Here is a 23,818-nt window from a genome sequence, read left to right on the forward strand (position 1 = left end):
GATTATGCCAGAGCCTCCCAGGCGAACTCCACGCATACGCGGCGCCCTTCGTCAGCCCACTCGGCACGTCGGCTCAGCCGGCGTATCAGGTTCAGCCCGCGGCCATACAAGCCCTGCTCCACCAGCGGACGGGCGAGCACTGTACCGACATTGAAGCCCGTGCCGCTATCTTCGACCTCAATGCATAGACGCCCGCCCAAGCCTTGTGGTTCAACGCGCAAGCCTATTCGAATATAGCCGCTGCTCAGCGCCTGCAAACGCTCATTGCGCTGACGGTAGTATTCGCCGAAGCCCTGGGCATCGCGCTTGAGTCCTGAATCAAGCCCCAACACCCCATGCTCCAGAGCATTGGAATACAGTTCGCTCAGCACGCTGTGCAACGCCCCGCTCTGGGCCCGCAAGCCATGTATCTCCTGGAGCAGTTGCAACAGATACGGTAACGGATTGAAACGCTTGAGCGTCTCGGCGCGAAACTCGAACTGCAGCGACCAGTCCAGCGGTGTGGATTGCCCGCTGTCAGAATAGATCACCGGTGGTGGCGCCAATGCATCCGGCTCGACGACCGTAATCTCCAGCAGGCTCACATCATCACGCGAGCAGCCGCGAAACGCCTCCAGTGCCTGATTTATCTCTTCAAACAAAAGATCCGGCTGGCGATTATCGCCAAGCACCTGCAGCAGCCGCTCGACCCCGAACAGCCGGTCGTACTCGTCACTGGTATCGACCACGCCGTCGGACAGCAACAACAAGCGTTCGCCCGGAGCCAGGGGCAGGACCTGGGTTGAATCATCGAAGCGCTCCGGTGCCAGCACACCCAGCGGCAAGTGCCGGGACACCAACGGCAACGGCGCCCCGCCGTCAGCAGACAGCAGGTAACCATCGGGCATGCCGCCGTTCCACACCTCGACCATACGCCGCTGGAAACTCAGGTTGAGCAGCAGCGCACAGCAAAACATATCCACCGGCAGGATGCGTTTGAGCTTGGCATTCATCTCGCGCAGGGTTTCGGCCAGACCATAACCCTTGGCCGTCATGCCGTAGAAAACCTCAGCCAGCGGCATCGCGCCAACGGCGGCGGGCAAACCATGCCCGGTGAAGTCGCCGAGCAGCACATGCATGTCACCGGACGGGGTAAATGCCGCCAGCAGCAGGTCACCGTTGAAAAGCGCATAAGGTGACTGCAGGTAGCGGATATTAGGGGCATTCAGACAACCGGCGTGGGCGACTTTGTCGAACACCGCCTTGGCCACCCGCTGCTCATTGAGCAGATGATGGTGATGCCGGGCGATCTGGTCACGCTGCTCAAGCACCGTGGCCTGCAAGCGGCGCAGGCGATCCATGGCCTTGATCTTGGCGGCCAGGATCACCGGGCTGTAGGGTTTTGCCAGAAAATCGTCACCGCCCGCCTCCAGGCAGCGCACCAGCGCTTCGCCTTCACTGAGCGAGGTCAGGAAGATGATTGGCACCAACGCCTCACCGGCCAGCAACTTGATTTGCCGCGCCGCCTCGAAACCGTCCATTACCGGCATCAGTGCATCGAGCAGCACCAGTTGCGGACGCTGTTCAGCGAACAATGCCACCGCCTGCTCGCCGTTTTCAGCGGTGAGCACGGCGTGGCCCTGCTTGCTGACGATTCGTGCCAACAGCAGACGATCCGCCGCGCCATCTTCGGCGATCAGCACGGTCAGGCGCGATTCAGGCATGGCCTGGATCAACTGATGTCGAACAGTTTGTCAAAGTTGGAGATGGCGAGGATCTTGCGCACATCCGAACTGGTGTTGACCACCCGGATCTCGGAGTCGTCACCGCCAACGTGATCGCGCAGCATCAACAGCATGCCGAGCGCCGAGCTGTCCAGATATGTGGCTTCCTTGAGGTCGACCACCACCGAGTCAGGGTGATTGCGCTCATAGGCCTCACGAAATTCCAGATGCTTGCCAAAGTCAAAGCGACCCTTGACCTTGATCGTCAGTTTCCCGTCCTGGGACATTTCAGATTCAACTGCCATGCTGGCGATTCCTTCCATTACGACGATTGCAGACACCAAGAAGGTTTAGCAGCCCGACGGCCCGGCGGCAACCCTTCCCGGTCAAAGCCTGCGTCAATAGCGATCATGTCGCGGCAAGCGCTGGGACAATTCATCGAGCAGTTTTTGCTCGCGCTTGTCTTCGATCATCCGTGCTTCGTCGATATAACGCTGGACCAGCTTGCGCAGCCCTTCGACCCGGGCATAGGCCTGCTGCCAGGTGCCACGGGCGTTGTTGAGGTTGTTCTGGTGCCAGGCCAGACTCTGGCGCTGCTGGGTCATGGCGCTCTCCAGTTGCCCGAGAAAGCGCTGATAGTTGACCAGCCAGCTACCGGACACACCCTGCCCGCCGCGGTCGATCCATTGCAGCTGGTAGTCTTCACGAAAGCGGTCGAGCTCGGCGAGCTTGGCCTGCGCCAGATTCACCTGTTGCTGGAACTGCCCCAGGCGCTGAGCAGCCTGACGCTCGGCATTTTCGGCCATCTCCACCACAGGGGTCAGACGCGCGGCACGACTAGGCTGGGCCATGGCCTATCAGCCTGCGTCGGATTTAGGCTGGGCGAACACGCTACCGAGGTGCTCACGACTCTGCTGCATACCCACATTGTCGTTCAGGCCCTGACGCAGGAAATGCACCAGTTTTGGTTGCAGCGCGATGGCCAGGTCAGTTTCGGCATCACCACCGGCCACGTAAGCGCCAACGCTGATCAGGTCACGGCTCTGCGACAGGCGCGACCACAGCTGCTTGAACTGTTGCGCCTCGCGCATCTGCTCAGGGCTGACCACCTGAGGCATGACCCGACTGATCGAGGCTTCGATATCGATGGCCGGGTAATGCCCTTCTTCAGCCAGCCGCCGCGACAGCACAATATGCCCGTCGAGCACACCGCGCGCCGAGTCGGCGATCGGATCCTGCTGGTCGTCACCCTCAGACAGCACGGTATAGAACGCGGTAATCGAACCACCGCCCGCCTCGCCATTACCGGCTCGCTCCACCAGCTTGGGCAGCTTGGCAAACACCGAGGGCGGATAACCCTTGGTCGCTGGCGGCTCACCGATGGCCAGGGCGATTTCCCGCTGGGCCTGGGCGAAACGGGTCAGCGAATCCATCAACAACAGGACGTTCTTGCCCTTGTCGCGAAAGTATTCGGCAATCCGCGTGCAATACATGGCGGCACGCAGACGCATCAACGGCGCATCGTCAGCCGGCGATGCCACGACCACCGAGCGCTTGAGGCCCTCGGTGCCGAGAATATGCTCGATGAATTCCTTGACCTCACGACCCCGCTCGCCGATCAAACCGACCACGATGATGTCGGCCTCGGTGAAGCGGGTCATCATCCCCAGCAGCACACTCTTACCCACGCCGGTACCGGCGAACAGGCCCAGACGCTGGCCACGACCTACGGTCAACAAGCCGTTGATGCTGCGGATACCAACATCCAGCGGCACACTGATCGGGTCGCGATTGAGCGGGTTGATGGTCGGGCCATCCATCGGCACCCAGTCTTCGGCCTTCATTCCGCCCTTGCCATCCAGCGCCCGGCCAGCACCGTCGAGGACCCGGCCGAGCATGCTCATGCCCATCGGCAGACGGCCGTTGTCGGCCAAGGGCACGACTCGTGCTCCAGGCGCGATCCCGGCGACGCTGCCGACCGGCATAAGGAACACTTTGCTGCCGGCGAAGCCCATGACTTCCGCCTCGACCCGCACCGGGTGGTAGCTGTCGTCGTTGATCACCACGCAGCGGCTGCCAATCGCGGCACGCAGGCCTTCGGCTTCCAGGGTCAAGCCGACCATGCGCAGCAGGCGACCCTCGACGACGGGCTGGGCAGGCAGCTTTACGGTGTCGGCATAGGTGCCCAGGCGCTTGCCGAAACTGGTGCGTTCAAGGCGCATGGGTGTCGTCCAGATCGACCGTCAGATCAGGCGCCGCTGGATGCAGGCCCTGGTCATGCAACTGATCGAACAGTTGCGCCAGGGCCTTGTCGATACGGGTTTCCATGGTCGCATCGATGCGGCTATGGTCGGTTTCGATACGGCAGCCACCCGGCAGCAGCGCCTCGTCTTCGAGCAGTTTCCAGCGCTCTTCGTGACGCTCGCGCAAGGCCTTGGCCTGCTCGAAGTCCTGCGGGTTGATATGAATACGGATGTTGTCAGCGCCCATGGGCAGCAGCTTCAACGCTTCGCGCAAGACCTGAGCGATCTGGCTGGAGTCACTGCGCAGCTCGCGGCCGATGACTTCACGGGCCATGTGCGCGACCAGGTTGACCAGGGCTTTCTCGATCTGGCTGTCCTGCTCGGCAATCGGCTCCAGCAGGTTGCCCATCAGCTGTTCGAGGCTGGCCAGTTTGGCCGCCAACGCGACTTCAGCTTCCTGACGGACCTTGAGCTGGGTGCTGTGGAAGCCTTCACGCTCACCAGTGGCAAAGCCTTCGTTGTAGGCTTCCTGACGAATGCTTTCGAGCTCTTCGAGGGTCAGTGGCTGGACTTCCTCCAGCGGTACTTCCTCGACTTCTTCCTGAACCACTTCAGGTTCGGGCTCAGGTTCAGGCTCGGGCTCGGGGTCAAAGCTGGGCAGCGCCCAGCGATTGAAGGCCTCGACTTCAGCGGCGCGAATCAGCTCACTCAGGTGCTCGTTGGTTGACATGATTGCACGCACTCAAAAAAATCGCGGGGCAAGCCCGCTCCCACAGGGAAGCTCTGTGGGAGCGGCGGTGCGACGACTCGACTTGCCCCGCGATAGGTTTTAGATCATCTCTTCGCCGCCCTTGCCACCGAGCACGATCTCTCCGGCTTCGGCCATACGGCGGGCGATGGTAAGGATTTCCTTTTGCGCCGTCTCGACATCGCTGACCCGTACCGGCCCTTTGGCCTCCAGGTCGTCGCGCAGCAGCTCCGAGGCACGCTTGGACATGTTCTTGAAGATCTTGTCCTTGACCTTCTCGTCGGCACCCTTGAGGGACACCACCAGCACGTCGGAGGAAACCTCGCGCAGCAGCGCCTGGATACCGCGGTCGTCGACATCGGCGAGGTTGTTGAAGACGAACATCAAGTCTTCGATCTGCTCGGAGAGATCGCCATCGATATCGCGGATCGCGTCCATCAGCTGGCCTTCCACGGAGCTGTCGAGGAAGTTCATGATGTCAGCGGCACGCTTGATACCACCCAGGGTGGTACGCGCAGCGTTGGAGTTGCCGGAGAATTGTTTCTCGAGGATCTGGTTGAGCTCCTTGAGCGCCGCCGGTTGCACGGTATTGAGCGAGGAAACGCGCAGGATGATATCCAGGCGCACCTTGTGGTCGAAGTTGCCCAGCACTTCACCGGCCTGGTCAGGGTCCAGGTAAGCCACCACGATGGCCTGGATCTGCGGGTGTTCGTAGCGGATGACGTCAGCCACGGCACGCGGCTCCATCCACTTGAGGCTGTCCAGGCCGCTGGTGTTGCCACCGAGCAGGATGCGGTCGATCAGGCCGTTGGCCTTGTCTTCACCCAGGGCCTGGGTGAGCATCTTGCGGATGTAGCCGTCGGAGCCGACACCCAGGCTGGTCTGGTCGCCGACGATCTCGACGAACTCGCTCATCACTTGCTCGACCTGCTCGCGATGGACGTTGCCCATCTGCGCCATGGCCACACCGACCCGCTGCACTTCCTTGGGCCCCATATGGCGCAATACCTGGGCAGCGTCGGTTTCACCCAGGGACAAGAGCAGGATCGCAGCCTTGTCGACCCGGGTCAGTTTCGCGGTAAGGGCTCGGTTATCACTCATCGGCGTTGATCCACTCTTTCACGACCTGGGCCACACGACCCGGATCTTCGGCCACCAGGCTCTTGATTGCGTTGAGCTGCGCGTCGTAGCCCTCGCTCGGGCTCGGCAGCAGAATGCTTTGCGGACCACCCAGGCTCACGCGGTCGTTGGCCAGATCGCCATCCAGACCGAGCACGCCCAGTTCCATGTCGCCATCGGCACCGGCGTTCTGCTTGCCGTTGCCGGTGATATTGTTGAGGACCGGACGCAGCACGCCGAACACCAGCACAAGGATGAACAGTACACCCATGACCTGCTTGATGATGTCCCAGAACCACGGCTGCGAGTAGAACGGAATCTCGGCGATCACCTCGCCACGGTCAGCGGCGAACGGTACGTTGATCACGCTGACGCTGTCGCCACGGCTGGCGTCGAAGCCCACCGCGTCCTGCACCAGGCGGGTGAAGCGCGCCAGATCTTCGGCGCCCCAGGGGGCACGGGTGCTGTCACCGGTGGCCGGGTCGATCTTGACCTGATCATCGACCACCACCGCCACCGACAGGCGATTGAGGCGGCCTTGTTGCTGACGGGTATGGCTGATGGAGCGATCCAGCTCGAAGTTCTTGGTCGACTGCAGGCGCTTGTCCGCAGGATAAGGTGCAAGCATCGGCTGGCCGGTAGCCGGATCCATGATCTGCTGACCATTGGCATCGAGCAACGGCTGACCAGGCTGGATGGCCGCTGCGGCGGTTTGTGCGCCACCGGTGGTTTGCGGGGCGGATGCCGGACCAGGCGGCTGGTTGCTCAGCGCACCCGGCACACCTTGCGGGCCCATGCTGCTGGAACGCTGTTCGTTGACCGACTGCTCGCTGCGCAGCGCCGGCTGATCCGGGTTGAACTGCTCGGAGGTGGATTCGACGGCACTGAAATCGACATCGGCCGACACTTCGGCCTTGTAGCGATCATTGCCCAGCACTGGCTGCAGGATGTTATGCACACGCTGGGTAAGCATGCCTTCCATGCGCCGACTGTAGTCGAACTGCTTGCCGGCCATGGTCAGTTCGGAATTGTTGATCTGGTCGGAGAGCAGGTTGCCCTTCTGATCCACCACGGTGACCTGGGACTTGTCCAGCTCCGGCACACTGGTTGCCACCAGGTTGACAATCGCCATCACCTGGCCGGCTTCCAGGGCGCGGCCCGGATACAGCTCGACCAGCACCGAGGCACTCGGCCGACGCTCGTCACGGACGAACACCGAGCTCTTCGGAATCGCCAGGTGCACGCGTGCGGCCTTGACGTTATTGAGGCTGGAGACGGTTCGCGCCAGTTCACCTTCAAGACCACGGCGATAACGGGTGGCCTCCATGAACTGACTGGTGCCCAGCCCCTGTTCCTTGTCGAGAATCTCGAAGCCGACATTGCCATCGCTCGGCGCCACACCGGCGGCGGCCAGTTTCAGGCGGGCACGGGAGAGATCATCGGCCTTGACCAGCAAGGCGCCGGAATTGGGTTCGACGTTGTAGGGAATATCGGCAGCGGCCAGGGTTTCCATGACCTGCTTGGTGTCCATACCCGCCAGGCTGCCGTACAGCGGACGGTAGTCGGGCTGCTGCGACCAGAGCACCACGGCAAAGCCGATGGCCACACTCGCGGCCAGACCGACCAGCAGGCCAACCTGCCGCAGCATGGGCATCTGCGAGATGTTTTCCAGGAACGACATGCCGAACAACGGCGGCTTGGGCGCTGATGCGCTGCCTTTGGCGGGCACGTTATCGACGACTGCTTCGGCCATGACTCAATCTCGCCCTTATACCGGCATCTGCATGATGTCTTGATAGGCCTGGACCAGCTTGTTACGCACCTGGGTCAAGGCTTGAAAGGATACCGAGGCTTTCTGTGAAGCAATCATCACGTCGGTCAGGTCGACCCCGCTCTTGCCGATCTCGAAGGCGTTGGCCAGTTGCGTGGAAGCCTGCTGGGTGTCGCTGACCTTATTGATGGCCTGCCCCAGCATGTCGGCAAAATTGCTTGAACCGAGCTCAGGCGCAGCTGCCGCTTTCGGCATCGACATAGCGTCCATTTGCATGGCCCGCATGTCCAACATCAATCGATTAAACTCAACACCTTGGCTCATGAACTTCTCTCTCCGACGGCCCGCATTTTTTTGACACTCACGCAGCGGATACGCAGGACTTAGCAACAAAAGTGCCAGCTATGCGTAAAAGCCGAACAAAAAAACGAATATTCCTACCCTTCAACTGGCGTACAGACTGGCCTCGACGTCCATCCCAGCATCACGCATCTGCGCCAGCTTGTAGCGCAGGGTCCGCGGACTGATGCCCAGGCGCTCAGCCGCTTCCTTGCGCCGTCCGCGCTCGGATCGCAGGGTATCGATGATCATCTGGAACTCGTGACGGCGCATGTCATCACCCAGACCACCCGGCGCCTCAACCGCCGGCTGCGCTGGCGTTACGCTCAGCGGGGCGGCGGTAAACATCGGCATGGCACCGGCCAGACAAAAGTCCACCGCTTCGATCACCCCGCCCTGCTGCAGGATCAGCGCCCGCTGAATGGCGTTATCCAGCTCGCGCACGTTACCCGGCCAGGCATACCCCTGCAGGCAAGCTTTGGCCTCAGGCGACAGGCGCACCGGAGCATGCTTCATTTTATTGACGTGACGCGCCAGCAGGCGCTCGGCCAGCGGCAGAATATCGGCGCTACGCTCGCGCAGCGGTCGCCACGCCAGGGGGAATACCGACAGACGATAGAACAGGTCCTCACGGAAACGCCCGGCCGCCACCTCGCCCGCCAGATCACGGTTGGTGGTCGCTACGACACGGATATCCAGAGCAATCGGCTTGCGCCCGCCGACCCGCTCCACTTCCCGCTCCTGCAACACGCGCAGCAGCTTGGCTTGCAACCCCAAAGGCATTTCCGAGATTTCATCGAGCAGCAAGGTGCCGCCGTCGGCCTGTTCGAACTTGCCCGCCTGGGCGGCGATGGCGCCGGTGAAAGAGCCCTTCTCGTGACCGAACAGGGTCGCTTCGAGCATGTTGTCTGGAATCGCCGCGCAGTTGATCGCCACGAACGGCTGACTGGCCCGGGTTGATTGCTGATGAATGAACCGCGCCAGCACTTCCTTGCCGGTACCCGACTCGCCGGAGATCAACACCGTGGAATCGCTGCGCGCCACCCGCGTGGCCAGCTCCAGCAATTGCGCACTGGCCGGCTCACAAGCAACCGGGCCTTCATCAGCCACACCGGCGACCACGCCAAGAGCATGGCGCGCCACCAACTCAAGCAACGCCCGCGGCTCAAACGGCTTGACCAGATAGTCCACCGCGCCTTGACGCATGGCTTCGACCGCACGCTCGACAGCCGCATGAGCCGTCATCAACAACACCGGCAATTGCGGCTGGTTCGCACGCAAGCGGGCCAGCAACTGATGCCCGTCCATGCCCGGCATATTGACGTCGCTGACCACCAGGCTGAACGCCTCTTCAGCCACAGCCTCCAGCGCCTCTTCGGCCGAGCCGACGGCACGATAAGCAAAACCACCCAGTTCCAGGGTATCGCCCAAGGCCTGACGCAGTGCCCGATCATCCTCGACCAGCAGCACCTTGATTGCCTTCATTGCTCATTCTCCATTTTCAGCGCATCAATCAGCGGCAGCGTAACCAGCGCACAGGTGCCACGACCCGGCCGCGAACGTAACTGCAAAGTACCCTGATGCGCCCGCGCCACTGCCTTTACCACTGCCAGGCCAAGGCCGGTACCGGTGGCCTTGGTGGTGAGGAACGGCTCGCCCAGACGCGCCAGCAAAGCACTGTCGATTCCTGCACCGGCATCGCTGACACACAGGCGCAGCAGCTGGCCGCGACGATACAGGTGCACCTTCAGGCGCACCGGCTCGCTGCTGGCCTGCAGGGCGTTTTCAATCAGGTTGAGCAAGGCGCCGACCAAGGTGTCGCGATTGCACAGCAACTCACCCAGGTGACTGTCGCACTGCCAGCGCACCGCATGCCCCTGGACGTGGGCCTGGGCGGCCTGCTGCAAGGCCTGGAACAGCGCCTTTGGGGTCACCCGGTCCGTCAGCGGCAATTCGCCGCGCGCGAACACCAGCATGTCGCGCACCTGATGCTCGAGCTCATGCAGACGCTCCTTGAGGCTGCCGGCAAAGCGCTGCTGAGTCTCTAGCGGCAGGCTCTGCTCGGCCAGGTGACTGGCATACAGCAAAGCCGCCGACAACGGTGTGCGAATCTGATGCGCCAGCGAGGCGACCATCCGCCCCAGCGACGACCAAGCGCTCATGGCGGGCCAGCTCACCCTGCAGGTGACGGGTTTCGGTCAGGTCGTTGAGCAGCACCAGCTGGCCTGGCTCAGCATCCAGCGAACGGGTGGCAATCGACAGGCGTCGACCATCACGCAGCGACACTTCGTGGCCGTCATCTTCACGCGGGGCGAAACTGCGGGCGATCACCTGGCGCCACAACTCGCCCACCAGCGGCTCGCCAAGCAAATCACAGGCGGCAGGATTGGCCTCACGCACAAGGCCCTGGCCATCAATGACAATGACCCCGCCCGGCAACAGATCAAGCAGGTTCTGCAGACGATTGGCCAGGCGCTCCTTCTCAGCGAGCTCGGCCATGCGCTGGGCACTGACTACCGCCAGCTCACCTTTGAGCTCGGTAACCCGGGCTTCGAGCAGGTTATAGGATTGATTCAGCTGACTGGAGACCTGGTCGAACAAGGCGAAGGCCTGTTCCAGGCCAAGACGACTTTCCTGCTCGGCAGCGTTCTGCCCCTTCGATTTGGGGACACTGGAGATGGGGGCGGCCTGGGGCATCATGCTCTCTCGCGTGGCTGACCGTCATAAAACGGTATGTTGCCTGCGTTATAGCAATAGCCGTGCCGGATAACCTGAGGCTTTGTGCCGCGAGCCGCCAGACAGAGCAGCAAAGGCCGATGAGACGGGCGCTACAGCCCTTTGAATGGTAGGGATATTGTGCACGGCGGAGCGTCCTTGCTCTCCACCCTGGCAAGACAGGCGTCAATCCTCCGCCTGTTCTTCCCCATCACGGCGGCTCATGCCGTACTTGCGCATTTTTTCCACCAGGGTCGTACGCCGGATGCGCAGACGCTCGGCGGCGCGTGCAACGATGCCATTGGCGTCATCCAGCGCCTGCTGGATCAGCCCCTGCTCCAGACCGCCCAGGTAGTCTTTAAGGTCCAGGCCTTCGGGCGGCAGCATGGCGTGGGTAGCGAAGCTCGGCGAGCCACCATTGATTGCCACACGCTCTTCCAGGTCCGAACGCAAGCTGTCGACCAGATGCTCGTCTTCGTCATCGACGTAGCGGAATTTCTTTGGCAGCTCCGTCACGCCGATTACACCGTAGGGGTGCATGATCGCCATACGCTCGACCAGGTTGGCCAGTTCGCGGACGTTGCCCGGCCAGCCATGCCGGCACAGGGACATGATTGCCGCCGAGTTGAAGCGGATCGAGCCACGCTTTTCGTGCTCCATGCGCGAGATCAGCTCGTTCATCAGCAACGGGATGTCCTCGACACGCTCACGCAGCGGGGCCATCTCGATGGGGAACACATTGAGGCGGTAATACAGGTCTTCGCGGAAGGTGCCCGCTTCGATCATGCTTTCCAGGTTCTTGTGGGTCGCGGCGATGATGCGCACATCGATACCCTGGGTCTTGTTGCTGCCAACCCGCTCGAAAGTCCGCTCCTGCAGCACGCGCAGCAGCTTGACCTGCATCGGCAGCGGCATGTCGCCGATCTCGTCGAGGAACAGGGTACCGCCATTGGCCAGCTCGAAGCGCCCAGCACGACTGGTGATGGCACCGGTAAAGGCGCCCTTCTCGTGACCGAACAACTCGCTTTCCAGCAGTTCGGCCGGGATCGCTCCGCAATTGACCGGCACGAATGGCGCTTCGCGGCGCTTGGAATGGTAGTGCAGGTTACGTGCAACCACTTCCTTGCCGGTGCCCGACTCGCCGAGGATCAGCACGCTGGCATCGGTATCGGCCACTTGCTGCATCATCTGGCGCACGTGCTGGATGGCGCGGCTGGTGCCCACCAGGCTGCGAAACAGGTTCGGCTCGCGCTGGCGACCGCGCTCACGGGCCTGGTCGTACATCTCGCGATAGACCTGGGCACGGTGCAGCGAATCGAGCAGCTTGCTATAGCTCGGCGGCATTTCAAGGCTGGAAAGAACGCGGCGGCGCAGCTCTTCCGGCAACTCGGCAGAAGAAATTTCACCAATTAACAGAACCGGAAGGAACTCATCCCACGCAGCCACTGTCTTAAGCAAGCCCATCAGACTTGCCGGAGCGTTCACGGTCCCGATCAGGACACAGAGTACTTCACGACTGGATGACAACGACTCAACCACCTGCTGCCAGTCTTGGCTTGAGCAGGATAGATTTTCTTCGCCAAGAAAATTCAAAACCACCGCCAGGTCGCGGCGGCGGGCGCTATCGTCATCGATCAGCAGAATTTTGGTTTCACGCCACATGCAATAGCAACTTCCCTAGTCATCTCGGCGCCCTATTGTGGGCAAGCTCGACATCATTCCGACTGAACGGTCAGTGTTCGGACGTCTGAAATTTGAAAACAGCCACTAGTTAAGTCAAAAAACCGCACAGAGTCAAATTTATGGCGCCCTGTTTCTGGTTTTGCCCAGCTTCAGCTGAACAAATGGTATACCTTTGCCGCGTTTTTGGCTTGCCGGATCTGCGTCATCTCATCGACTATTGTTTGACGCTCGTCACTTGCAACCTCAATTAGTTGCCGGTACACCCTGAGCAACTCTTCAAGACTGCTACGCAATACATCTTCGTTGACCGATGCTTCGGCCAGCACATCATCGACACACAACCGGCAGTTGACGTCGAGCTCACTGATCGCCTCCCAGTCGCGACTGGCCAGGGCACCCAGCAATGCTTCGCGGGTTTGTTCGATACGTTCGAGCACGACACTCATCACAGCCTCCTAGAGTTCGGCAGGTTGATCGCCGATTCCATCCCAACCTTCCTTGAGGGTAATCAGCAAACGGGCTACCTCATTGAGGATTTCCGGGTCGTTCTGCACGTTGGCTTCGACCAGGCGTTTGCTCATGTAGGAATACAAGCTATCGAGCTCCGCCAGCGAGTCGCCATGATTTTCCAGATCCAGACCTTCGCGCAGACCGCCGACAATACCAATTGCCTTGCCGATCAGAATGCCGCGCTGGGCGATGTCATTGCGCGCCATGGCACCTTTGGCCTGGGCAATGCGATCAAGACCACCCTGCATCAGCATCTGCACCAGTCGATGCGGGCTGGCCACCGAGGTCTGGGCCACACCGTTGACTTTCTGGTACTGCCGAAGGGCCAACATCGGATTCATGTTCTACCTCGTCACAACTAAAAGGTTTCGTATACCGCTTATATCGCCTAGGCGTCAAAAAACTTTAGGGGAAAAGAAAAAGCCCGGCACACCCAAAGGATGTTGCCGGGCTTTTGGCGATCAATATCACTTCTTGGCTTGAGCGTTCATGGCCTCGAAAAGCGAAGTAATACCAGCGGCCTGAGACTTGAGCTTGCCGACCGCGACATCCATCGCAATGTATTTCTTGGTCAGCGAGTTGGTCAGACTTTCAATTCGAAAATCCAGCGCCTCCTGCTGCGAAGCCAAATAACGTTGCGAGCGGTTGAGCGCATCGTTGCGCTTGTCGAGTGAGCCACCCGACTGCAGGAACGGCTCAATGGCCTTGTTCATCCGCGCGATCACGCCATCTTCCTGGGTGAACAGCTTCTGTACTTCACCACCGAGCTTCTTGTCGTTCAACGCTGCCTTGAACTTGGTATCGTTGAATTCGAGGGTACCATCCTTGGCGGTGTTGATACCCAGCTGACTCAGCGAGGTCAGGCCACCACCGGTTTGCGCAACTGCCAGCTCGGAGCGTATCGCGGCCAACAACGAACGCGAGGTCGGATCACCGGTCAGCGACCCCAGAACCGTATTGCCCTCTGCATCCTTGCTCACCGCAGTCAGACCGTTAACCGTCTGGACCAAAGCGTTGTAGGCATCGACGAAGGACTGTACATCTTTCTTCAAGCCGTCACTGTTGAGGCCGACTGTCACCGTCGACTTCTCACCCTGAGCTTTCAGCTCCAGGGTCAAACCACTGACAGTTTTATCCAGCTTGTTGGATTTGCTGGTAATCGTCATGCCATCGATCATGACCTCGGCATTGCCTGCCAGCTCACCGATACGACCAGCCGCATCACCCGCCATTACAACAGTGTTGTTGATGGCCAGCTCGGGAATGCCGCCGACTGAAATATCCGACAGTTCCCCGGTAGTTGTCGAACCAAACACCAGACGCGACTTGCCACCATCATTGATGATGTTGGCGGAGATGCCATCTTTGCTCAACGTGCTGTTGATGCTGTCGCGCACCGTCTGCAGGGTCGCATTGGCGCCTACTTCGACCTTGTAGACCTTGCCGTTCTGAGTAATTTCAAGGGTGCCCGGGGAAATCGGCGCGTCGGAGCCTGCGAACGTCTTACTGGCTACTCGCGAAGAGGTGGCAAGCTTGAGAACTTCGACCTGGTAGGTGCCGGCCACCGCCGAGTTATCGGCTATCGCCGTTACAGCCTTGTCATTGCTGCTGGTTGCAGCAAAGGCGAGAAAGGCTGGCGCGTCTTTGTCATTGAGCTTCTTCAACGCCGCCTGATACGTCGACAACGCACTCTTGAGCGAGGCAACGCCAGAGATCATCGCCGAGTTATTGGCCGTCTGGCGCTTGATCTGACTCGACTTCGCCGCAGTATCAGAATCAACCAGTACTTTGACGATTGCACCAATGTCCATTCCTGAACCGGTGCCGATGCTCGCTGTAATTGGGCTTGCCATGAGTAACTCCCTCTCCGTTGCACTGCTCCCTAGCAAACAACTCTAGCGAACATTTGAATCTTTAAGGTATCAGACCTTGGCGTCGAACAGCAGACTGCTCACGTCGCTCAGGCTGTGGGCGATGCGCAGCACTTCTTCCGATGGAATCTGGCGGACCAGTTCACCGGTTTCACTGGCGATCACTTTAACGACAATTCTGCCGGACTCTTCATCCGTGGAAAATTCGAGATTGCGGCGGTTCGAGGCGAGAAACTTCTCGATATCCTTGACCGCGGTTTTCACTTGTTCAGTTTCAGACTTTTTGTCCCCGGCAGGTGCCTGGGCTTCATTAGCTGCCTGGACCACCTGGGTCGCCGCCTTGTCGGTGGCCTGTTCGGCCGGGCGTGCAGCCGGATAAGACAAGTTCAGCTTGACGCTCATATCCATGTCTACAACCTCTTAATGCAAAAAGCGGGGAAGCACCACACGTGCGCTCCCCCGCTCACAGCCGTTAAGCAGATTAGCCCAGCAGCTTCAGTACAGCCGATGGCAGCTGGTTAGCCTGGGACAGAATCGAAGTCGAGGCTTGTTGCAGAGTCTGCTGCTTGGTCAGCTGGGCAGTTTCAGCAGCGAAGTCGGTGTCCTGTACGCGGCCACGGGCAGCTTCGGCGTTTTCGTTGATGTTTTGCAGGTTGTTGATGGTGCTGGTCAGACGGTTTTGCGCGGCACCCAGGGCGGCACGGTTATCGTTGATCGCATCCAGAGCGCTGTCGATAGCGGTCATGGCGCTGCTGAAAGCAGCTTCGGCGGCAGCGCTGGTGGCACCCTTGATGTTCTTACCAGCCAGTGCAGTCAGAGCCGGGTTGGTACCACCGGTGGTCTTCATCGCACCGCTCAGGGAGATGGTGATCTGGTTTTGCGTACCGGTGTTGGAACCAACCTGGAAGGTCATGACGCCAGCGGTGCCGTCCAGCAGGTTTTTGCCGTTGAGCTGGGTGCTGTCGGCAATACGGTCGATTTCCAGCAGCATCGCCTGGAACTCTTTGTCCAGTGCGTCACGGTCAGTTGGGCTGTTCGAGTCGTTTCGCGACTGAACGGCCAGTTCACGCATACGCTGCAGGATGTTGCTCTGCTCTTGCATCGCGCCTTCAGCGGTCTGGGCGATGGAAACACCGTCGTTGGCGTTTTTGATCGCCATGGTCTGACCACGGATCTGCGAGGTCATACGGGTAGCGATCTGCAGGCCAGCGGCGTCGTCTTTAGCGCTGTTGATTTTCAGGCCGGAAGACAGGCGGGTCATCGAGGTGCTCAGTGCATCGGAAGCACGGTTCAGGTTTTTCTGAACGCCCAGAGAGGTGGTGTTGGTGTTAACGGTCAAAGCCATGACGAATTCCTCGTTGGATTGGGTACTACGGCTTCCGGCCTTGGCAATTCGCCGAGGGTGGCACAGAGAACCTTCGTAGTAGTTATCGTCGTCAGGGCGGGTTGCTTTAGCGGATTTTCAAAAAAAATTACTGGCATCCTGCCACCCCAATGAAATCGGGGGCTTCTGACCTCAACCCCTTTACTGCAGGAGCCTTGCGCAGATGCGCCACAAATAAAAACGCCGCCCGGGAAACGGCGGCGTTTTTTATTGCATACGACGGTCAGTCGCGTCGTTCGATGATCGCAGAGCCCCATGACAGCCCCACACCAAAGCCACTCAAGGCGACGCGCTTGTGCTGCGAGCCAAGCACATGTTTTTCCAGCAGCAACGGGATGCTGGACGACACGGTGTTACCGGTCTCACTCATGTCCTTGACGAACTTATCCCTGTGCTCGCCTTCCTTGAAGCGCGCGGACACGGCATCGACAATCGCCGCGCTGCCCTGATGCAGGCAATACAGGTCGATATCCTCGGCTTGAAGCTGGCTGGCTTCGAGCAGCTGCTGCAAATGAGCCGGGACCTTGACCAAGGCGAAGTTATACACCTGGCGCCCGTTCATGAAGAACTTGCCATCGGTGGTGCGCAGGTGCTCGGCGCCGCCGCCATCGCTACCGAACAGTGACTTGCCGAGCTGCCAGGCGGCGTCCTCCCCCATCCACGTCGCCGTTGCGGCATCGCCGAACAGCATGGTCGTGTTGCGATCTTCAGGGTCGACGATCTTCGAATACGGATCAGCAGTGATCAGCAGGCCGTTCTTCAGACCTGCAGCTTCCATAAAACCTTTCATGGCATAAATGCCATAGACATAGCCGGAGCAACCCAGCGAGATATCAAAGGCGGCAACCGTGGTCGGCAGGCCCAGCTTGTGCTGGACGATCGCGGCGGTATGCGGCAGGCCTTCGGCATCACCGTTCTGGGTGACGACGATCACCACATCGATAGCCGCCGGATCAAGCGCCGGGTTGGCAGCGAACAACATCCGGGCGGCCTCGACGCCCAGGTCGGAGGTTTCCTGGTCAGCTTCCTTGCGCGGCAGGAAGGTGGAACCGATCTTGCCGAAGATGAAATCCTGGTCCTTGCCGAACTTCGCACCCTGGGCGTAGTTGTCGACACCCTCTACAGGTACGTAACTGGCGATGCTTTTGATGCCAATCATTGTGGCTTCCCAATGGAAAAGGCGAAAATTCACGGGCTTTGCGACCAAGGCCTATGCCTTGCACGGCGCGTCGACGTGGCTGCCCGCTGACTCAACAGATTAGAGATGCACGTTTCGACTGCCAAGTCACGCAATCTTGCACCGCATGTCTGCGGACCCAAAAATCACCCCGGCCAACCGGCCAGACGCCATCATTCAATGTACCGGCCGACGCACCACTGGGTTTGGGCGCATATCTTGCGTATTCAAGGTTGATCAGGGGATTACCCCTGAAACGATACAGGACACCTCAATGAAGGTCTGCTACACCTATCGAGGATACCTGTACCACCTGCCGGGTTCGATCGTTCAAGTCATGGAGAAACGACCGATTGTCGCGGAACCGCAGAGCTTGCGCGGTGAAAATGCGCTGGTGATCAATCAGCCAGCCAGGCGCGTCGCCAGCCCTCCAGCCTTTGCCCTTCCAGCAACCATTCACTACGCACGATCGCCTGCAGGGAATCGCCCAGGGCCGCAGAAGCACCAAGGTCCTCCAGGTGCAGGCGGATCGCCCGGACCCAGTCGGCGGTCTGATTGTTCACCCGCGACAACGGCAAGGCATCGCCGCCGGCAAAGCCTGCAACCCGACTACAGATGACCGCCTGACCGCAAGCCGCATGCTGAAGCACGCGCATATCGCCGGAGCACGCATTGACCAGGTTTTCAGCCATGGGTACCAGGGCAATGTCCAGATTCAGGGCCGCCAAATCGACACCCAGGCAATGCGGCTCCACAGCTGCGTGATGCTCTGCCAGGTACGGCCGCAAGGCGGCAGGGCAATCGCCCAGAACCACCCAGTCGACTTCACCCGCCAGCATCGGCACAACCTCGGCGAGCAAGTACGCATCATGGCAGCCCAACCATCCCACACGCGGCTTCTCCCCCGCGCGCCGAGCCCCCTGCAAACGCCCCCACGAGGGGGGCAGGACGTTCTCGAGCAGCCGTACATCATCGTGCTGGTCCCGCACCAGCTCGGCCAGCGCTGCCGTGGCAACCAACACCCTGTCAGCCTGCATCACCCCGAACCGGATACGCTGCTCCAGATCCTCGGCAGAACGCACCTGACCATCGCCGATGCCCTGCAGATAACGATCCAGATCATAGACCTTGAATGCCTGCGAAAAAGCACGCAGGCGACGCAACGCCAACAACCCCGAATCATCCAGTGGACGCTGCAGCACGATGCTTGAAGGGTTGTAGCGTTCTATCTCCATCGGCGACAGCACTCCAGCGATCACCGCACCTTCGATACGCCCTGCGTCGCGCAAGGCCTCCATAGGCCCCAGCAGGCGCGAACTTACCGCGCCGTCCTGATCGGCCGCGCAGGCAAGCACGGTCGGTACCATCCCCCGCAATGGTCGCCAGCTCATATCGCCCCCCTGGACGGCAAACTCCTCGCCCGCACTCAGCGAGAAGTTGACGTTGTACGCTGGGTCACGTGCCAGCTGCGGCAACCAGCGCGCATACAGTGCATCCTCCTGATCGGCGCTGGCCGGCTCGTCCTCCGAGGCGTCCAGCAAAAGCCGGGCGTGGGGCGTCCAGACATTCAGGTAACCGGCCTGAAGCAGCCTGAGGCACAGGTCCACAGCCACCCAGCGAGAAAACAGAGGATCAATGTCGAAGCCACCGGACTCAATGAATAGCGAGCGGCGCACCATGAGGCATTCGCCACCGACAGCCGAACAATCCTGTTCCAGCCCAAGACGCCCCATGTAACCGGAGTCCTGCGCGGAGCGGCCTTCGAAGGCGCGCCCAACCCCGCCACCCAGCCCCAATACCAGGGCCGCCTGGCGAACAGCACTGTCGCGGGTCACCAGCTTGCAACCAACGGCACCCACTTCCGGGCGCTGCGCATGGTTGAGCAACGCCTGCAGCCATTCGCCATCGAGCACGGCGCTGCCGGCATCCAGCCACAGCAGGTATTCACCCCGGGCCTCCTCCACTGCCGCGTTGCACATGGCCGCACGCGTGTAACCGGGCTCGAAGCGCAGGATGTTGAAGCGCCCTTCCCCCATCCGCCCGACCATCGCAAGCCAATCCAGCAACACGGGATCATTACTGCCCGGCTCAATCAGCAACACCTCATAGTCGGCAAAGGTTGTCTGCGCCATCAAGCTCTCCAGGCAGCGCTGGAAGTGCAGCAGCTGTCCTTCGAGGAAGATGACGATGCTGACCGAAGCCTGCTGCTGGTGTGCATAGTCGATACGGTAACGACCCGGCGCTGCCGCCAACGGCAGCGCTTGAGCAGCGGTATATCCACGGCCTTGCAAATGCGCTTCGATGACCGCGCACTCGTCGGCACATGCCTGCAACTGCAGGGCATTGCCGATCAACAACGGCTCGCTAACGTGACCGACGCACCCCAGCCCCCGCTCGCTGATCAAGCGCAGTTGGAAATCAAGTTCGAACGCCCGGCCACCCGCCTGATTGAAGCCCCCAAGCTGGCGCCAGGCATCGCATCGGTACAACCAATGCCGCGACAGGTAGCCTGGGAAGGCCAGCAACATGTCCAGATTCAGGTCGGGGCGCAATGCGGTATCGACCACTCCCTGCGCTTGGCACAGGGCTTCATCCGCATAGACAGCCAGGCAGTCCATGGGAACCCGGGTCAACTCCAGTGCCGTCAGCAACAAGCCGCTGGCGGTGAATTCGCTGCCGGCGTTCACCAACATGAACCAGTCGCCGGTGTGCCCACGCAGACAGGCATCGATCGCAAGGACCGGCCCTGCTGGATCGCACTGCACCCATTGGACGGCACGCAGTCCTGGATTCTCCTGCCCCAACACGCAAACCTGCACACCCGGGTACAGGCCACGATCGAGGCTGTCCAGGGTGAGCGCCAGCGCCACGGGGTCACCGTGGTCGACCACCAGCACAACAAAGCGCGCATCAGTTGCATCCGCCAGCCGGTCTTCGATCAACCGCATCTGCTGCGGCTGTGGATAACGTTGCCGCAGCCAGTCCCGCACGCCCAGCTGATTGCCCACAGCCTCACGACGGGCGGATGCCTGGGTCTTGGTGATGAAAACGTCCAGCTGGCTCCAGAACGGCGCCGTTCGCTCGACATAGCGTTGCAACGCGCCATCCAGGCCGGCCTGGGCATGGATCAGCGCATCGTCGCGGTCCAGCATGGCAAAACCAGCGCTGCCGACGAAGCTGGCATCGAGAAACGCCTGATCGATGCCGTGCCCGGGGATGAAGATGACCGGGCATCCGCAGAGCACCGCAATTACGCAAGTCATCGACCACTCATGGGTGTACATCACCTCTGCCCGTCGGAGCAGTTGCGCCAGCTCTGGCAGTGTCAGGGCTTTGGCCATGCTCAGCAGACGAACATCCGCCGGCAGTATCGAGTAGTCAATGGTGTCGAGAGGAAAGCGATTCTGGTAGAGGTAACGGCCTTCACGCTGACTGTGCGGCTGCCCGGCACAGAACAGGTCAACGTCGATTGTCGGCAGGCACAGCAAATCACCGTCCGGGTGGCCATGATCTTCGGCAATCAATTTGCCCGAGTAGAACAGCAGATCGCTGGGCGCAGCCTCCATGCCCCGGCCAGAGATGAACCCCTCGAAGTTCAGCAGGAAACGCGCCACGACCGAACAGTTGAACGGATTGCCCGCGGCAACTTCCGGATAGACCGCAATCGGCACCCGACCTGCAAGCTCGTGACGCTGCCTGGCCTCGTCGTCAAGCAACGGCGTCTTCAGCTCCGGGTTCACCACCTTGCCGCCGCAGATGTACGCCTCTCGTCCATTCAGGTTGAGCAGATGGCAGAGGTAATGGAGCGAGGCGATCCCCGATGAGGTCTCCCGGTAATCCGGCGCCATGATGTAGTACGGGTGCTCCGGCCGGGCATACATCAATCGGAGACGCTTCATGGCCTGCTCCAGGCCCGCGCCAACCTGCACGGAATTCGACATGGGGTGAAACTCCAGAAATCAGCTGAACAATCGCGAGCCTAAGGCAGTCACGCCTCCCGAGCACCTGCGAAGAATTGGAAGATGGCTGCGCACACCTGAGCAACCTGGCGGCTACTCATGTCGGAATAAAGCGGCAGGCGCACCAGGCATGCAGAAACCTCCTGCGTGACGGGCAAGTCACCGACACTGCGCGAGTAACGCAATCCGGCAGGGGAGTCATGCAGGGGGACGTAATGGAACACGGCATAAATGCCCCGTTCGCGGAGAAACTCAATCAGTTCACCGCGCTCTTTGTTACTGCGCATCAGCAGATAGAAGATATGCGCATTGGCCGGCTTGCCGCCCTGGGCACGGGGCAAGGTGAAATAGCCGTCCGCTTCAAGGGACGCAAGCTGATGGTAATAGGACTCGTACAACGAGCGGCGATGAGTGTTGATACTTTCCCCCTGCTCCAGCTGGGCATACAGGAAAGCAGCCGTCAGCTCGCTGGGCAGGAATGAGGAACCCACGTCGACCCAGGTGTACTTGCTCACTTCCCCGCGGGAAAAAGCTTTGCGGTTGGTGCCTTTCTGCCAGATGATTTCAGCCCGCTCGATTAACCTGGGGTCGTTGATGAGCAGAGCCCCACCCTCACCACTGATCACGTTTTTCGTTTCGTGAAAACTCAGGCAACCCAGATGGCCCAAGGTCCCCAGTGCACGGGTTTTCTCCCGGGCAAGGATCGCCTGGGCGGCGTCCTCGATGAGGATCAGCCCGTGCTTGTCGCACAGGCGTAGCAGGGCATCCATGTCACAAGGCTGGCCCGCGTAATGCACCGCGACGATCGCCTTGGTCTTCTCGGTGATTGCCGCCTCCACCAGGCGCTCGTCCAGGTTCAGCGTATCCTTGCGTACATCCACAAAGACCGGGACTGCGCCGCGCAGGACAAAGGCGTTTGCCGTGGATACGAAGGTGAAAGACGGCATGATGACTTCATCGCCCGGCCCGATATCCGCCAGGATCGCCGCCATCTCCAGGGCCGCCGTGCACGAATGCGTCAACAGTGCCTTGGGGCATCCCAGGTTGACCTCCAGCCATTCCTGGCATAAGCGCGTGAATTGCCCATCGCCAGCGATACCGCCATTCATCACCGCCTGCGCGATATAGAACAGCTCTTTGCCAACGACAAAAGGCTTATTGAAAGGAATGATCTGCTTGCTCACATTCGTGACTCCGGCGTTCTGGCTTCAGGCAAAGTCCGAGAGGGAAAGGTAACCACCCAACAGCGCGTCCAGGAAATCCACCTGAACGGTCTGCTCGAGCCCATGCTTGTCGAAGAAGGCACGTGCACGCTGGTAGTAGTAATGCTCCACCGCCTGGTCAGCATCGGTATGACCGGCATCAAAGCCATGCTGCGACAACGCCGAGCATTTGACCGCTGCATACTTGCGACAGCATGCCTCCACCGACTGATCTAGCCATGCACTGCGCTGCGGTCGGGTGAAGTGGAAATAGTCTTTGGCCTGCGCCGAAACAGACTTGTCCAGCAGCAATGCAGCCAGGTTGTCAGCCAGCCATGGTGCAAAATGGTAGCCATCCCTGCGGGTGCCGGAGGCAATGAAAGTGTTGTCGTTAAGCTGGCCGATGACCGGGTAGCCATCAAGGCTCAGCGGGCGGTAGCCGAAGTTGTAGCGGATGAACCCACTGGTGCGGTGCAGGTGGTTGACCTGATTGATCGCACCGTTGATCAGCGCCGCCACCGACTCTGCCCGCGGGAAGTGTTCGTCGGCGGTGGTTACCAGGTTGGTGGCCCCAACGACGAACTGGTCGTCCTGATAGGGCGCATGGTAGATGCCACAGGCGCCGCCACGGTTGGGAGTACGCAGTACGTAGCGCCCCTTGATGCCGGGGTTCTTCAACACCACGGTCGCGCCGACACCATTGACCACCCGAATGCAGCCTTCCTCGTCCCACAATCGCGTCGCCATACTGCCATTGGCCAGCACGACACGCTCCCCGCTCAGCACGCGCCCGTCTTCCAGGGTCACGCCACGAGTACGACCATTGACCTTGTCCAGCGATTTCACCACGCCGTCGACAAAACGCACACCGCGTCTTTCCAGCGTTGCCTGCAGCGCATGGATCACACCATCCGGATTAAGCACGCCTTCGCGCGGCAGGAACAGCGCCTGACGCGTGCGATAGTTCGCCCCTGGCACATAGGCGGGTTCAAGGTGCGGGTCGACACGTTCGTACGGCTCGGCGAATTCGTCAAGGTATCCGGCGATCGCATCGAACGCGGCATCCTCGAAGCTGTTGGAGGCGTTGTTATTCACCAGCACGGTACCCAGGCGATAGTACTCGGCGGGAATCTCGAACTCTTCGACAAAGCTCCCCCACAGACGGGCTGATGCCTGGCTCAACTCGAACTTCAGACGGTCACGCGGTTGATCGAGTGCGCCCGGCTCGAGCTCGGCGAAGGAGTTGAGCATGGCCGCGGCGGCCATGGAAGCGCTATAAGGACGTGTAGCCGGTCCAACCACCTGGATGCGCTCACCTGGAACACTACGCGACAGGCCTGCGGCGATAGCCAGGGCAACCATTCCATTGCCAACAATCAGAAACATGGGGCGCT

At 60.5% G+C, this 23,818-nt stretch carries 19 protein-coding genes and 1 pseudogene; all 20 read right to left on the reverse strand.

Annotation, left to right across the window (positions count from 1 at the left end; genetic code table 11):
- Window positions 1-2: 2 nt before the first annotated feature.
- The 20 genes and pseudogenes from ACVI9W_RS04985 to ACVI9W_RS05080 all read right to left on the reverse strand — a co-directional run bounded on the left by ACVI9W_RS04985 (window position 3) and on the right by ACVI9W_RS05080 (window position 23,810).
- The gene (locus ACVI9W_RS04985) at window positions 3-1,703 is read right to left on the reverse strand and encodes an ATP-binding SpoIIE family protein phosphatase (RefSeq protein ID WP_461529363.1); all 1,701 of its coding nucleotides are present in this window, start codon (window positions 1,701-1,703) and stop codon (window positions 3-5) included.
- Window positions 1,704-1,711: 8 nt separating this feature from the next.
- Window positions 1,712-2,008 (reverse strand): STAS domain-containing protein, encoded by a 297-nt coding sequence (locus ACVI9W_RS04990; RefSeq protein ID WP_461529364.1) that lies wholly within the window; start codon window positions 2,006-2,008, stop codon window positions 1,712-1,714.
- 93 nt (window positions 2,009-2,101) lie between these two features.
- Window positions 2,102-2,554 carry a flagellar export protein FliJ gene (gene fliJ, locus ACVI9W_RS04995; RefSeq protein WP_038613361.1) on the reverse strand — a complete coding sequence of 151 codons (453 nt, stop codon included), beginning with the start codon at window positions 2,552-2,554 and terminating at the stop codon, window positions 2,102-2,104.
- Window positions 2,555-2,560: 6 nt separating this feature from the next.
- Entirely contained in the window at window positions 2,561-3,925 is a 1,365-nt protein-coding gene (gene fliI / locus ACVI9W_RS05000; RefSeq protein ID WP_038613363.1) for a flagellar protein export ATPase FliI, read from the reverse strand.
- Entirely contained in the window at window positions 3,915-4,676 is a 762-nt protein-coding gene (fliH, locus tag ACVI9W_RS05005) for a flagellar assembly protein FliH (RefSeq protein WP_422416367.1), read from the reverse strand. The genes fliI and fliH overlap by 11 nt, the downstream gene beginning before the upstream one ends.
- Before the next feature lie 99 nt (window positions 4,677-4,775).
- Window positions 4,776-5,795 carry a flagellar motor switch protein FliG gene (gene fliG / locus ACVI9W_RS05010; RefSeq protein WP_038613367.1) on the reverse strand — a complete coding sequence of 340 codons (1,020 nt, stop codon included), beginning with the start codon at window positions 5,793-5,795 and terminating at the stop codon, window positions 4,776-4,778.
- Window positions 5,788-7,566 carry a flagellar basal-body MS-ring/collar protein FliF gene (fliF, locus tag ACVI9W_RS05015; protein WP_038613368.1) on the reverse strand — a complete coding sequence of 593 codons (1,779 nt, stop codon included), beginning with the start codon at window positions 7,564-7,566 and terminating at the stop codon, window positions 5,788-5,790. The genes fliG and fliF overlap by 8 nt, the downstream gene beginning before the upstream one ends.
- Before the next feature lie 15 nt (window positions 7,567-7,581).
- Complete coding sequence (gene fliE / locus ACVI9W_RS05020) at window positions 7,582-7,908, reverse strand: flagellar hook-basal body complex protein FliE (RefSeq protein WP_010224994.1); 327 nt, start codon at window positions 7,906-7,908, stop codon at window positions 7,582-7,584.
- Window positions 7,909-8,028: 120 nt separating this feature from the next.
- Complete coding sequence (locus tag ACVI9W_RS05025) at window positions 8,029-9,408, reverse strand: sigma-54-dependent transcriptional regulator (RefSeq protein WP_461529365.1); 1,380 nt, start codon at window positions 9,406-9,408, stop codon at window positions 8,029-8,031.
- A pseudogene (locus tag ACVI9W_RS05030) lies at window positions 9,405-10,620 on the reverse strand (sensor histidine kinase). The gene ACVI9W_RS05025 and the pseudogene ACVI9W_RS05030 overlap by 4 nt, the downstream one beginning before the upstream one ends.
- Window positions 10,621-10,824: 204 nt before the next feature.
- Window positions 10,825-12,300 (reverse strand): transcriptional regulator FleQ, encoded by a 1,476-nt coding sequence (gene fleQ / locus ACVI9W_RS05035; RefSeq protein ID WP_038613372.1) that lies wholly within the window; start codon window positions 12,298-12,300, stop codon window positions 10,825-10,827.
- A gap of 170 nt (window positions 12,301-12,470) precedes the next feature.
- Window positions 12,471-12,767 (reverse strand): flagellar assembly protein FliT, encoded by a 297-nt coding sequence (locus ACVI9W_RS05040; protein ID WP_038613373.1) that lies wholly within the window; start codon window positions 12,765-12,767, stop codon window positions 12,471-12,473.
- Between the two features lie 9 nt (window positions 12,768-12,776).
- On the reverse strand, window positions 12,777-13,172 hold the full coding sequence (fliS, locus tag ACVI9W_RS05045) for a flagellar export chaperone FliS (RefSeq protein ID WP_461529366.1): 396 nt from the start codon (window positions 13,170-13,172) through the stop codon (window positions 12,777-12,779).
- Window positions 13,173-13,298: 126 nt separating this feature from the next.
- Complete coding sequence (gene fliD, locus ACVI9W_RS05050; protein WP_038613375.1) at window positions 13,299-14,684, reverse strand: flagellar filament capping protein FliD; 1,386 nt, start codon at window positions 14,682-14,684, stop codon at window positions 13,299-13,301.
- A 69-nt stretch (window positions 14,685-14,753) separates the two neighbouring features.
- Window positions 14,754-15,110, reverse strand: coding sequence for a flagellar protein FlaG (locus tag ACVI9W_RS05055; protein WP_038613376.1), 357 nt, complete (start codon window positions 15,108-15,110; stop codon window positions 14,754-14,756).
- Between the two features lie 73 nt (window positions 15,111-15,183).
- The gene (locus ACVI9W_RS05060; protein WP_038613377.1) at window positions 15,184-16,047 is read right to left on the reverse strand and encodes a flagellin domain-containing protein; all 864 of its coding nucleotides are present in this window, start codon (window positions 16,045-16,047) and stop codon (window positions 15,184-15,186) included.
- Window positions 16,048-16,309: 262 nt separating this feature from the next.
- On the reverse strand, window positions 16,310-17,245 hold the full coding sequence (locus tag ACVI9W_RS05065) for a ketoacyl-ACP synthase III (RefSeq protein WP_461529367.1): 936 nt from the start codon (window positions 17,243-17,245) through the stop codon (window positions 16,310-16,312).
- Window positions 17,246-17,661: 416 nt separating this feature from the next.
- Entirely contained in the window at window positions 17,662-21,204 is a 3,543-nt protein-coding gene (locus ACVI9W_RS05070) for a glycosyltransferase (protein WP_461529368.1), read from the reverse strand.
- Between the two features lie 47 nt (window positions 21,205-21,251).
- Window positions 21,252-22,406: a dTDP-4-amino-4,6-dideoxygalactose transaminase gene (gene rffA / locus ACVI9W_RS05075; protein ID WP_461529369.1), complete on the reverse strand. Its 1,155-nt coding sequence runs from the start codon at window positions 22,404-22,406 to the stop codon at window positions 21,252-21,254.
- 24 nt (window positions 22,407-22,430) lie between these two features.
- Window positions 22,431-23,810 carry an NAD(P)/FAD-dependent oxidoreductase gene (locus ACVI9W_RS05080; RefSeq protein WP_461529370.1) on the reverse strand — a complete coding sequence of 460 codons (1,380 nt, stop codon included), beginning with the start codon at window positions 23,808-23,810 and terminating at the stop codon, window positions 22,431-22,433.
- Between the last annotated feature and the right edge of the window lie 8 nt (window positions 23,811-23,818).

The sequence above is a fragment of the Pseudomonas sp. 210_17 TE3656 genome (assembly GCF_054821965.1).